The sequence below is a fragment of the Tahibacter soli genome (assembly GCF_025717065.2).
Classification (GTDB): domain Bacteria; phylum Pseudomonadota; class Gammaproteobacteria; order Xanthomonadales; family Rhodanobacteraceae; genus Tahibacter; species Tahibacter soli.
Map to the genome: position 1 here is coordinate 503466 of NZ_JAOVZO020000001.1, position 12689 is coordinate 516154.

Consider the following 12689-nt stretch of genomic DNA (forward strand, 5'->3'; position numbering starts at 1 on the left):
CGGGGCTCTTCGGCGGGAACGGCGATCGAACCGCGGGCCTCAGCACTCGATGACGTTGACCGCGAGACCGCCGCGGCTCGTTTCCTTGTACTTGTCCTGCATGTCCTTGCCGGTGTCGCGCATCGTCTTGATGACCTTGTCGAGCGATACGCGATGCTTGCCGTCGCCGCGCATCGCCATGCGCGAGGCGTTGATCGCCTTGACCGAACCCATCGCGTTGCGCTCGATGCACGGAATCTGCACGAGGCCGCCGATCGGATCGCAGGTCAGGCCGAGATTGTGTTCCATGCCGATTTCGGCGGCATTCTCGACCTGCATGACCGTGCCGCCGAGCACCGCCGTGAGTCCGCCGGCCGCCATCGAGCACGCGACGCCGACTTCGCCCTGGCAGCCCACTTCGGCGCCCGAGATCGACGCGTTCTCCTTGTACAGAATGCCGATCGCGCCCGCCGTCAGCAGGAATTCGACGACCTTGTCGTCGCACGCACCGGGGCAGAACCGGTCGAAATAGTGCATCACCGCCGGAATGATGCCGGCGGCGCCGTTCGTCGGTGCCGTGACCACCCGGCCGCCGGCGGCGTTTTCCTCGTTCACGGCGAGCGCGTACAGGTTGACCCAGTCGAGAATCGTCAGCGGATCTTTCAACGCCGCCTCGGGGCGCGCGAGCAGTTCGGCCTGCATCGACGGCGCGCGCCGCTGAACCTTCAGACCGCCCGGCAGCACGCCGGCTTCGCGCGTGCCGCGCGCGACGCACGACTGCATCGCGCGCCAGATCGTCAGCAGGCCCTCGCGTATTTCGGCCTCGCTGCGCCACGCCAGCTCGTTCGCTAGCATCACGGCTGCGATGCTCTTGCCCGATTCCTCGCACACCTTGAGCAGCTCGTCGCCGCTGTGGAACGGATGCGGCAGCGGCGTGGTGTCGGGCACGATGCGGTCTTCGGCCGCCTCGTCGTGATTGACGACGAAGCCGCCGCCGACCGAGTAGTAGTCGCGCGTCGCGAGCACTTCGTCGTTGTCGCCGTACGCCGTGAAGCGCATGCCGTTGGAGTGGTACGGCAGCTTCTGGCGCTTGTTGAACACGAGGTCGGCCTTCTCGTCGAACGCGATCTCGCGACGGCCGAGCAGCTTGATGCGCTTGTCGGCGCGAATGCGCGCAAGCTTGCCTTCGATGATGTCGGGATCGATGCGGTCGGGCCACTCGCCCTCGAACCCGCACAGCACGGCCTTGTCGGTGCCGTGGCCGCGGCCGGTGTGCGCGAGCGAGCCGAACAGCTCGCCGCGGATGCGCACGACGCGCTCGAGGAGGCCGCGCTCGTCGAGCCAGCGGCTGACGAAGCGCGCCGCGGCGCGCATCGGTCCGACCGTGTGCGACGACGACGGTCCGATGCCGATCTTGAAGATGTCGAAAACGCTGACGGCCATCCGAAAGGTTCCGCGAAACGATGCAGCCGCATATTCTACGCGCCACTTTGCGCTACACGGCGGTTATATGCCGTTCGTCCTGTTTCAACTCGAAGACTGTCACCTGTGCGAGGAAGCCGCGGCGCTCGCGTTTGCCGCGGGCCTTGCGCCCGCGTTCGTCGACATCGGCGACGACGACGCGCTCGACGCGCGCTACGGCGTGCGCATTCCGGTGCTGCGGCACGAGCCGAGCGGTCGCGAGCTCGACTGGCCGTTCGACGCCGCGGCGCTGGCCGCGTTCGTGGCGGAAGAGGGCTAGGCCGGTTTCCTGCGCAGCCGCGCGAGAATTTCCTCGCGCGCCTCGCGCAGGATCGAATCGCGGTCGAGGTTCGAGACGATGTCCTGTACGACGCGTTTGGGACCGGCTTCGCCCCACGACTTGCCGGCGACGAGATACTGCTCGGCCGCGCGGCCGACCAGCGTCGTCGCGTACCACGCGAGCGCGCCCTGCGCGCCGGCGGTGACGACGGTCGACAGGCCCGCGCTCGCGCCCTTGAGCGCCGAGGCGACGAGGTGCACGCCCCAGATCGCGCCCATCAGCGCGACGAGCTGCGCGCAGATCGTCGCGATCAGCTGGCCCGCCTCGCTGCGCGTCAACGGAAAACCGTATACCTTTCCCAGATGCATGATCAGCGCCGCGTCGAGCGCGGCGGCGGCGAGCAGGTCGGCGACCGGAATCGGATTCAGGGCGACCGCGATGCCCTTGGCGATGCAGTACTGCCGGATCAGCTTGTCGGCGACCTCGCGCCGCGTCTGCGCGATCTTTTCGGCGACCTGGTCCGACACGCGTCCGGCGAACAGGCTCGCGTTCAGCGCCGAGAGCGTCTTGCCTTCGCGCTCGCACACGGCGATGAGGCGTTCGCGCAGCGCGGCGATATCCGGCGCTCGCGGCTCGCGGCGCTCGCGTTCGCGGCCGTCGGCGTCCACTTCGATCACGCGCCGGTCGGCCGGCTGCGCCGCGCACGCGACCACGTTCTGCGGCTGCACGAGCCCGCTCGCGTGTTCGCGCAGGCGCTCGAGCAGGCGTTGCGATTCGTCGTCGCTGTACCGGTCGGCCTTGTTCAGCGCAAGGATGACCGGCCGGTCGGTGCGCGCGAGCGTCGCGAGCGCGTCGCGTTCGCTCTGCGTCATGTCGCCGTCGACGACGAAGATCACGAGATCGCTGACTTCGGCGACGTCGAACGCGAGCTTCTCGCGCGCCTCGCCTGACAACTCGTTGATGCCCGGCGTGTCGATCAGGTGCAGGCCCGAGCCGCCTGCTTCCACCCATCGGCGCTGGTTCGCATCGACGGTCGTGCCGTGCAGCACGCCGGTCTCGAACGCCGCTTCGCCGAGGAGTGCATTGCCGAGCGCCGACTTGCCGACCGACACGCGGCCGAACACCGCGACGTGCAGGTCGCCGCGTTCGAGCTTGTCGAGCAGCGCCTCGATGCGCGCGAAGTCGGCCGCGAGCTCGCGCCGCACCGACGCCGGGATCGCCGGGTCGTCGAGCAGGTCGCGCAGCGCGTGACTCGCCTGCGCGGTGTGCGCGTCCGACGCGGCGGCGGCGGGCGCGGACGCGCCCGCGCTCCACCACGAGCGCAGGCGGTCGAACCATTGCGCGGCCGTGTCGCGCGGGTTCACGCGAGGCCGATCACTTGAGTTCGAGGTGCGCCGTCACCGGCACGTCGTTGCCGATCACGCTGGTGTCGGCCCAGTCGCCGGTGCCGACGTCGAAGTCGAGGCGCTTGAGCGTCGTTTCGATGTCGAGCGTCGCGCCGGCCGCGGCCGGCTTGAACGTGACCTTGAGCTGCACCGGCTTGGACTTGTCGCGGATCGTCAGCGTGCCGTCGGCGACGAGGCCGTCGTCGCCTTCGCGGAACGCGCTCGTGACGAAGCGCGCTTTGGGAAATTTGGCGAAGTCGAAAAATTCGGGCGCCTTGATCTGCGCGTCGTAGTCGCCGTTGCCGGTCTTGGCGCTCGTCACGTCGATCGTCACGTCGAACTTCGACGCGGCGAGGTCGGCCGGATCGAACTTGATCGCCGCCTCGAACTTGCCGAACGCGCCGGTGAACTTCTCGCCCTGGTACATGCCGGAAAAACCGAGCGTGCTCTTGGCCGGATCGACCGTCCAGTCCTTGGCCTGCGCGCCGAACGCCGCGAGGGCGAGCGCCAACGTTGCGATGAGACGATACATGTCAGTTCTCCTTGGTTTCGGGTGCGGGCGCCGCCGCTACCTCGGCGACGGTCGGTTCGGGTTCGGGTTCGGCAACTGCGACCGGCGCCGGAGGCTGCACGGGTGCCGGCGTCGGATCGCCGACGATCGGCAGCATGCGCGCGAGCGTCGCGTCGCGGTCGATGAAATGATGCTTGAGCGCCGCGCCCGCATGCGCGAGCAGTGCGGCGACGAGCAGCATGAACAGCCAGAAATGGGCGCCGTGGGCGAACGATTTCAAGTCCGGGTCGGCGCCGCCGGTCAGGCTCGGCATCTGCACGGTCCACCACCACTGCAGCGGGTAGCCCGACGCGGAGTTGTAAAGCCAGCCCGACAGCGGTATCGCGAACATCAGCGCATACAGCAGCCAGTGCGTGGCGTGTGCGGCGAGCTGCTGCCAGCGCGGCATCGGCAGGTCGGTCGGCCGCCGCTCGGACAGACGCCACACCACGCGCAGCAGCACGAGCGCGAGTATCGTCAGGCCGACGGATTTGTGGATGGCGTAGATTTTTATCTTCTGCGGCGAATTGGGCAGATCGGCCATGTACAGGCCGACGCAGCCGGCGCCGATGATGAGGATCGCGATGATCCAGTGCAGCGTGCGCGTGACGCCGCCCCAGCGCGTTTGCGTACTACGCAGTGCCATTTTTACTCTCCTCGGGAGTGTCTGCCGGCGCCGGCGCGGCCGGCTCGGCGGGTTCGTCCTTGCCGCGGTCGCGCACGGCTTCGACTTCGATCGCAAGATCGACGACGTCGCCGACGGCCGAGAGCAGTTTGTCCATGCCGAACGCGCTGCGCCTGATCTGCGTCGTCGCCGAAACGCCGAGCGTTTTCCGGAACGTGTACGGATCGTTGCCGAGCTTGTTCAGCGTGAACGCGATGTCGAGCGGCTGCTTGTGCCCGGCGAGTTCGAGATCGCCGTGCGCGACGCCTGAATTTTCGCCGGTCTTTTCGACGGAACGGCTGACGAAGCGCGCCTGCGGCCAGCGCTTGACGTTGAGAAACTGCCACGAGCGGACTTTCTCTTCCCAGTCGGCGTCGCCCATGACGAGCGAGGCCGGGTCGGCGGTCACGTCGACCGACGAGCGGCTCCAGTCGTCCGGATCGAAGCGGATGCGACCGCCGGTCACCTTGAGAAGGCCCATCGCGCGCGAGAACCCGAGATGGTCGACGCGAAAATGCACCTGCGTGTGCACCGTGTCGAAGCGCCACGCTTCTTCCTTGGCCGCGGCGAGGCCGGGCGCGAGGATCAGCGACAGCAGCAGGAGGCGTAGCGTCATGGCGGCGGCTCGGCGGGCAACGGCGACAGAGTGGCAGATTTGTTCGGGCGGATGAAGCCGGGCGCGGTGAAAGGACTGTTGCACCGCGCGAATCAGTCGGCGCCGCCTTTGCGCGCGTCCATCGCCATCGCGGCGATGTGCGCGAGCCGCGCGCGCGCGTTTTCGCCGAGCAGTTCGCGCAGCGCGCCGGCGATGTGCTGCTGGTCGAGGCTTTGCCGCTCGGCGAGCGTGCGCGCCACGGCGCGGCCGAGGCTGTCGAAAATGAGGCCGTAGGCGATCGCGTGCAGCACGCCGCCGCCGAGCGTGCCGAGGCCGGGAAACGCCTTGAGCGCGTTGCCGGCGATCGCCAGCACGACCGAACTGGTCGTGCGCACGGTCAGCGTCGCCTTTTCGAGAAACGCGTCGAGGTCGAGTTCCTTCACCGGCACCGCGTACAGGTTCGCCAGTTCGCGCACGAGGCCGGTCGCGAGCGCGCCCTGGATCAGAAGGTCGGTGCCCGGCGCGACGGCGGCGAGCGCGCCGATCACGGCGCGGCGCGTGTAGCGGTCGACGATGCGCGTCGCCTCGCGTTCGCGCGCCGCGTGCTCGGCCGCCGCGACGCGTTCGTTCAATCCGCCGAGCACCGCGTGTTCGCGCGCGGTCTCGAGCGCCTGCGCGTCGCCGTTCACGACCGCCGCGAGCGTGCCGCGCAGCGCGGCGACGTCGGGCGCCTGTTCGCGCACGACCGATTCGCGGCGGCCGTCGGCGAGCACGCGCTCGAACCGCTCGCTGCCGCCGGCGCGTACCGGTACGAGCGCGGCGATCGCCTCGCCGTAGCGGCGGCGCAGCGCCGCGACGAGCTGTTCGCGTTCGGTCGCGTTCCACTGGTCGGTCTTGTTGAGCGCGAGCACGAGCGGCTTGCCGTAGCCGTGCAGCCAGCGCAGTTCGTCGTCCTGCTGGCGCGTCAGGTCGCCGGCGGCGACGTAGACGACGGCGTGCGCCCGCAGCGCCTCGTCGCGCGCGATGCGTTCGCGTTCGCGTGCGCCGACTTCATGCGTGCCCGGCACGTCGGCGAGCACGAGCGGGCGACCGGCGATCTCGCCGCGATAGTGCGCCACCTGCGTCGTGGTGCCGCCGAGCACGTCCACGTCGGGCGAGGCGACGTCGGGTGCCGCGCGCGGCGCGAGCGCGCGGATCACGCTCGACTTGCCGGCGCTGATTTCGCCGAACACCGCGACGTAGCACTCGCCGCTCGCGCGGCGCTGGTCGAGTTCGACGAGTTCGGCCTCGAGCGCCGCCGTCTCGGCGCGGATCGACGCGAGTGCGTCGACGCGCGCCTCGAGACTCGCACGGTCGGGTGCTTCGACCGGTTTGAACGTGCGCCTGCGCGGCGCGAACAGGCGCCAGCCGAGCCATCCGGCCGCGGCGGCAAATGCGCACAATGCGGCGCCGATCGCGACGGCGAGCCAGGTCGGCAGTTGCGCGATCTCGTGCCACAGCGCGAGCGCCGAGCGCGTGGCGCCGAGCAGGAGCCACAACAGAGCGATTACGCCGAGGCCGAACGCGGCGGCGAGGGCCAGCTTGACCTGGCGCGAGCGCGGAGTCGTCATGGCGCCGATTGTAGGGCCGCATCGCCGCCGAGTCGCCGGTCGAAAGGCGTGGGCATCTGGCATGATCGGGCGAGGGAGGAACCGATGCTGCCGACTTTGCTGCTCGCGCTGGCGTGGAACGCCGCGCCCGCGCCGGAACTCGCGGCCACGCCGCTGTTTCGACGTTACGGCGCGGCGCAGGGTCTGCCGTCGTCGACCGTCTACAAGCTTGCGCAGGATCGCGACGGCTTCGTCTGGGTCGGTACGCAGGACGGCCTTGCGCGCTACGACGGCGTCGCGTTTCGCGTGTGGCGCAACGATCCCGACGATCCGGCGTCGATCGCCGGCAACGAAGTGTCGGCGCTGCTGGTCGATCGCGACAACCGCGTCTGGGTCGGCGGCGAGGGTACGGCGCTCAACGTGCTCGATCCGCAGCGCCGCGCGTTTCGCCGCTACCGCCACGACAGGCAGCGGCCCGACGGGCTCGCGGCCGACGACGTCTGGGCGATCGCGCAGGATCGCGGCGGCGCGATCTGGGTCGGCACTTACTCGGGCGGGCTCGACCGCCTGCGCGACGACGGCTCGGGCTTCGACCATCATCGGCACGTCGACGGCGATCCGGCGACGATCGCCTCGGACACGGTGCTGAGCCTGTACGGCGACGACGACGGCAGCCTCTGGATCGGAACGAACGCGGGCCTGGACCGGCGGCTGCCGGACGGCCGCATCGCGCACGTCGATCTCGGACTGCCGCGCGCGCCGCAGGTGACGAGCGTCGTCGACGACGGCGACGGCGTGCTCGCGGCGACGTCGGCGGGCCTGTACCGCGTCGACGCCGACGCGCGTGCGCGGCGTGTCGATCCGGGCGCGCCGCGCATGGTCTACGGCGTCGCGCGCGATCGCGCCGGCGACCTGTGGCTGGCGACGCGGCGCGGCATCGTGCGCCGCGCCGGCGATCGCGAAACGGCCTGGAGCGCCGAGCCGCTCTTGCCGGGCGGTCTGCCGGGCGACGCGCTGTTCGACGTGTTCGCCGACGTCGAAGGCGGTGTATGGATCGCCGCGCTCGACGGCGGCGTGGCGTATCTCGATCCGGGCTGGCGCGCGCTGACGCAGATACGCGAACTGCCGAACACCGACACCGGGCTGACGCGCGGTCGCGTGCAGGCGCTGGCTTTCGGCGCGGGCGGCGCGTTGTGGTCGGTCAATCTTGCCGGCGCGGTCGATCGTATCGACCTCGTCGCCGGCAAGGTCGAACACTGGGGAACGCGGGTCGGCGGCAGCGAGGTGCGCCGGCGCTCGATCCACGAAGACCGCCGCGGGCGATTGTGGATCGGCCAGCAGCGCGGCGTACGAATGTACGATCCCGCGACCGGGCAGGCGCGCGATTTCCCGGCCGACGCGACGCGGCCGGACGCGCTGCCCGAGGCGGCGGTCGACCAGATTGCCGAGGCCGACGACGCGATCTGGTTCAGCGCGCGCGGCGGCGGCATCGTGCGCATCGACGCCGCGACACTCGCACTGCGCCGTTTCGATCCGGGCGAGGCGAGCGGCCTGCGCGACGCGGACGTCGAAGAACTGCGGTTCGACGCGGCCGGCACGCTGTGGGTCGCGCACGCCCAGGGACTCGACCGCTACGACGCCGCGCGCGAACGGTTCGCGCCGGTGGCCGGCGCGCCCGAGCAGCGCGTGCACGCGTTCGCGTTCGCGCGCGACGGCTCGCTCTGGCTGCACCGTTTCGGCGCACTCGAACGCTACGCGCGCGACGCGGGCGGCGTGAAGCTCGCGCGCCACATCGACGCCGACGACGGCTGGCCCGCGCTCGCCGCGGGCGGCCTTGCGCTCGACGCGCGCGAACGCCTGTGGATCGCGACGCCGCGCGGGCTGTACCGCGTCGATCCGGAACGACGCGGCATTCGCCACTTCGACGCGAACGACGGATTGTTGAGCCCGGAATTCGTGGACCGCACGCTCGCGCTGCGCGCCGACGGCGTGCTGGCCGCCGCGACGCTGGCGGGCGTCGTCGCGCTCGACACCGCGCGCGAAAACGCGCCCACGCCGAATCCGCCGATGCGCTTCACCGCCGCGAGCGTGCGGCGCGGCGACGCGCGTCATGCGTTCGATCTCGCCGCGCCGATCGAACTGGCGTGGAACGACCGCGACCTGCGCGTCGAGGCGCGCGTACTGTCTTACGCGGGGCCGAACCGCTACCAATTCCTGCTCGACGGTTTCGACGACGCGTGGACCGACGGCGGTTCGCGCGGCGAGCGCGAGCTGGCGCAGCTGCCGGCCGGCGACTACCGCCTGCGGCTGCGCGCCGCGGCAAACGGCGCCGATCCGGTCGAAGCGTCCGCGCCGCTCCTGCTGCGCGTCGCGCCGCCGCCGTGGGCGACGCCATGGGCGTATGCGTTGTATGCGCTCCTCGTCGCCGCATTTGCCTGGGCGGCCATCCTTGCATGGCGGCGCCGCGTCGAACGGCGTCACGCGTATGCGCTCGCGTCGCAGCGGCGCGCACTGGCCGAGCAGGCCAGCGCGTCGAAGACGGACTTCCTCGCGCATCTCGGCCACGAAATCCGCACGCCGATGACCGGCCTGCTCGGCATGACCGAACTCCTCGAACGCACCGGTCTCGATACGCGGCAGCGCAACTATGCCGAGGCGATCCGCATGTCGGGCAAGCACATGCTGCGGATCGTCAACGACGTGCTCGACCTGGCGCGCATCGAGGCGGGCAGGCTGGAGCTCGAACTCGAGGCGTTCGATCCGGCCGTGCTGCTGCGCCAGGTCGGCGCCGTCGGCTCGGCGCTCGCCGAGCGCAAGGGCATCGCCTGCGAGGTGCGCGCCGAGGCCGACGTGCCGCGCGCGGTGCTCGGCGACCTGCGCCGCGTGCGCCAGGTCCTTTTGAACCTTGTCAACAATGCGGTGAAGTTCACCAGCGTCGGCGGCGTGGCGCTGCGCGTGGGCGTCGAGGCCGACGGCAGGGTGTGCTTCGAGGTGCGCGACAGCGGCCCGGGCATTGCCGCGGAACTGCGCCAGCGCCTGTTTCAGCGCTACGAGCAGGGCGAGCGCGGCCGGCGCGCTGGCGGTAGCGGCCTGGGCCTTGCGATCTGTCGCGAGCTGACCGAACTCATGGGCGGCGATATCGGCGTCGACAGCACGGCCGGCAGCGGCAGCTGCTTTCGCGTGCGCCTGCCGCTGCAGCCGATCGGCACGGAAGTGCCTTCCGGCGGCATCGAAGCGCCGCGCGACTGCGACGTGCTGATCGTGCAGGGCGACCCGGTGCTCGCGCAGGCGCTGCAGACGCAGCTCGTCGGCCTCGGCGCACGCAGCCGCATCGCCGCGAACGCGCTGACCGCGCTCGCCGCGCTGGAAACCGCGCGCACCGACATCGTGCTGTTCGATCTCGTCCTGCCCGGCGTCGACGGCTTCGGCTTCGCGCGGCTGATCCGCCAGCGCGAAGCCGGCACGCGCGTGCCGCTCGTCGCGCTGCTCACGCACGGCGACGCCGACGCCGAACGCCGCTGCCGCGAGGCCGGCGTCGACGGCGTGCTGTGGAAGCCGATCACGCTCGACGGACTCGTCGCGGTGCTCGACGCGCTGTGCGCGTAGCGGCTCGGCAGCGGACCGTACGGTCGATGTCACAGGGCGTCGCGCACGAACGTCTGGCGAGGCATGGACACCTTCCTTCCCTTCAAATCGTCGTCGCCGCGCTCCCCGGCGAACGCGGGCGTCGACGCCCACGACCCGCTGATGTCGAGCTTTTCGGCGAGCTACGCCGGCGTGGTGGCCTTCATCGCCGTCGCGACCGAAGGCAGTTTCGCGCGTGCCGGCGACCGCCTGGGCATCGGCCGTTCGGCGGTCAGCCGCAGCGTGCAGAAGCTCGAAAGCCAGCTCGGCACGCGCCTGTTCCTGCGCACCACGCGCGCGACGTCGCTCACGGGCGAAGGCGAGTTGTTCTTCGAGAACTGCCGGCCCGGCGTCGAGCGGGTCATGCAGGCGCTGGAGGAAATGCGCGACCTGCGCGAAGGCCCGCCGCGCGGGCATCTGCGCGTCGGCGCGACGTACGGCTTCGGCCGCCAGGTGGTCGCGCCGCTGCTCAAGGCGTTCCGCGCGAACTTTCCGGAGGTGTCGGTTGAACTCGTGCTCGACGAGCGCGATGCCGACCTCGTGACGGACCGCATCGACGTCGCGTTTCGCGACGGCGTGCTCGACGACAGTCAGGTGATCGCCAGGCAGTTGATTCCGATGCGGCTCGTCGTCTGCGCGTCGCCGGACTACGCGCGCAGGCACGGCCTGCCGCGGTCGCCCGACGAGATCGGCGCGCACGCGCTGATCAACCGGCGTCTTGCGCAAGGACGGCTGCGCGCCTGGGACTTCCGGATCGATGGCCGCGCGCGCAGCCTCGTCCCGCCGGCCGGGCAGACGTTCAACGATCCCGATCTGATCCTCAAGGCCGCGCTCGACGGCGAAGGGCTCGCGCAACTGCCCGCCTATCAGGCGTGCGCGGCGCTGCGCGAGGGATCGCTGGTCGCGTGCCTCGAGGCGTTCGCGCCCGGCGACGGCGGGCACTACCTGTGCTACCTGAGTCGCCGGCAGCTGCCCAAGCGCATCCGCGTCTTCGTCGATTTCATGACGACGCGCGTGCGGGCGCTCGATCTCGACTGCGGCGGCATCGCGCATCCGGCCAATCGGGAAGAGACCGCCGCGGCCGCCTGAGCGGCGATTGGTGCGCGCAGGGAAACACCGCGCGTCCGCCGCCGGGGCTACTCGCGCGCAACGGCGCTTCCTAGCATTCGTCCACACCCGCCCGGCGCCGCCACGGCGCGCCGGGTTCCCCGGTCTACCGCTCAGGAGGTTCCCGTGAAAATCGTCGTCATCGGCGGCACAGGCCGCATCGGCAGCAAGGTGGTCGCACGCCTGCGCGATCAGGGGCACGACGTGCTGGCCGCGGCACCGTCGAACGGCATCGACGTCGTGAGCGGCGCCGGGCTCGACGCGGCGATGGCCGGCGCGGCCGTCGTGATCGATCTGGCGAACTCGCCGTCGTTCGAAGCCGACGCCGCGCTCGACTTCTTCACGAAGGCGGGACGCAACGTACTGGCGGCCGAAGCGAAAGCCGGCGTCGGCCACCATCTCGCGCTGTCGGTCGTCGGCACCGAGAAGCTTTCCGCGAGCGGCTATTTTCGCGCCAAGCTCGCGCAGGAGCGGCTGATCCGCCAGTCCGGCATTCCCTACACGATCGTTCATTCGACGCAGTTCTTCGAATTCCTGCCGGGCATCGTCGCGTCGGCCGCCGACGGCGACACGGTGCGGCTGCCGACGGCGCTGGTGCAGCCGATCGCGTCCGAAGACGTCGCCGAAGCCGTGGCGCACTTCGCGCTCGCGCCGGCGGTCAACGGCACGGTCGACATCGCCGGTCCCGAGCGCGAGCCGCTCGCGGGACTCGCGCAGCGGTTCATGGCCGCCGTGGAAGATCCGCGCGACGTGATCGCCGATGCGCGGGCGCCGTATTTCGGCGTGCAGCTCGACGTCGACACGCTCGTGCCGGCCGGCGCGGCGCGGCTGGGCGCGCTGAACTTCGACCGCTGGCTCGAACAGTCGGAATACGCGGGCTACGAGCACGCTCAAGCGGTCCGCTGATTCGCGTAGCGCAGGGGAACGCCATGTCCGAACTGCGAGGGCCGTCGCCCGATCTGCTCGACAAGTATCGCGGCGACGACGTGCAGCCGCTGTACACCGGCCGCGTGCGCGTCACGGGCGGCGAGGCCGCGCACGGACGCGCGTCGGGCGTCGCCCGGTCCGACGACGGGGCGCTCGACGTCGCGCTGCGCCTGCCGGTCGAACTCGGCGGGCCGGGCGGCGGCAGCAATCCGGAACAGCTCCTCGCCGCGGCCTGCGCGGCGTGTTTCCACGGCGCGCTGACGCTGCTGGCCCAGCGCGCCGGCATCGCGCTCGTCGACGCGAGCGTCGAGGCCGACGTGACGTTCGCGCGCGATCCGGTCGACGGCATGTTCCTGCTGTCGGCGCAGATCCGCGTGACGCTGCCCGGCGTCGACGCGCGAATCGCGGCCGAACTCGTGCGTCACACCGAGCGCGTCTGTCCCTACGCGAAGCTGTTCCGGCAGGGCATCGGCCACGTCGTCGCGGTGGCTGCGCCGGCGCATCCGGCCGACGGCGGCTAGTGGCATT

At 70.9% G+C, this 12689-nt stretch carries 10 protein-coding genes and 1 pseudogene; 5 read left to right on the forward strand and 6 right to left on the reverse strand.

Annotation, left to right across the window (positions count from 1 at the left end):
• Positions 1-39 precede the first annotated feature (39 nt).
• Positions 40-1422: an L-serine ammonia-lyase gene (locus tag OD750_RS02075; RefSeq protein ID WP_263543650.1), complete on the reverse strand. Its 1383-nt coding sequence runs from the start codon at positions 1420-1422 to the stop codon at positions 40-42.
• A gap of 67 nt (positions 1423-1489) precedes the next feature.
• Here OD750_RS02075 and OD750_RS02080 point away from each other — a divergent pair, with 67 nt between their 5' ends.
• Positions 1490-1720, forward strand: coding sequence for a glutaredoxin family protein (locus OD750_RS02080; protein ID WP_263543649.1), 231 nt, complete (start codon positions 1490-1492; stop codon positions 1718-1720).
• Here OD750_RS02080 and OD750_RS02085 read toward each other — a convergent pair.
• The 5 genes and pseudogenes from OD750_RS02085 to OD750_RS02105 all read right to left on the reverse strand — a co-directional run bounded on the left by OD750_RS02085 (position 1717) and on the right by OD750_RS02105 (position 6524).
• Complete coding sequence (locus OD750_RS02085; protein ID WP_425508203.1) at positions 1717-3084, reverse strand: DUF697 domain-containing protein; 1368 nt, start codon at positions 3082-3084, stop codon at positions 1717-1719. The genes OD750_RS02080 and OD750_RS02085 overlap by 4 nt on opposite strands.
• Before the next feature lie 10 nt (positions 3085-3094).
• Positions 3095-3637 carry a YceI family protein gene (locus OD750_RS02090; protein WP_263543648.1) on the reverse strand — a complete coding sequence of 181 codons (543 nt, stop codon included), beginning with the start codon at positions 3635-3637 and terminating at the stop codon, positions 3095-3097.
• Positions 3638-3764: 127 nt separating this feature from the next.
• Positions 3765-4301: pseudogene (locus tag OD750_RS02095) on the reverse strand (cytochrome b); the annotation flags it as partial.
• Complete coding sequence (locus OD750_RS02100) at positions 4288-4935, reverse strand: YceI family protein (RefSeq protein ID WP_263543647.1); 648 nt, start codon at positions 4933-4935, stop codon at positions 4288-4290. The pseudogene OD750_RS02095 and the gene OD750_RS02100, both read right to left, overlap by 14 nt.
• Positions 4936-5027: 92 nt before the next feature.
• Entirely contained in the window at positions 5028-6524 is a 1497-nt protein-coding gene (locus tag OD750_RS02105) for a GTPase (protein ID WP_263543646.1), read from the reverse strand.
• Positions 6525-6608: 84 nt separating this feature from the next.
• Between OD750_RS02105 and OD750_RS02110 the strand changes: the two genes are divergently transcribed.
• From OD750_RS02110 to OD750_RS02125, 4 genes are all read left to right on the forward strand, one after another.
• Positions 6609-10109, forward strand: coding sequence for a hybrid sensor histidine kinase/response regulator (locus tag OD750_RS02110; RefSeq protein WP_263543645.1), 3501 nt, complete (start codon positions 6609-6611; stop codon positions 10107-10109).
• Between the two features lie 63 nt (positions 10110-10172).
• A complete protein-coding gene (locus OD750_RS02115; protein ID WP_263543644.1) occupies positions 10173-11216 on the forward strand; it encodes a LysR family transcriptional regulator in 1044 nt (347 codons plus the stop codon).
• A gap of 144 nt (positions 11217-11360) precedes the next feature.
• Positions 11361-12140, forward strand: a complete 780-nt coding sequence (locus OD750_RS02120; protein ID WP_263543643.1) for an SDR family oxidoreductase — start codon at positions 11361-11363, stop codon at positions 12138-12140.
• Positions 12141-12163: 23 nt separating this feature from the next.
• Positions 12164-12682: an Ohr family peroxiredoxin gene (locus tag OD750_RS02125; protein WP_263543642.1), complete on the forward strand. Its 519-nt coding sequence runs from the start codon at positions 12164-12166 to the stop codon at positions 12680-12682.
• Positions 12683-12689 lie beyond the last annotated feature (7 nt).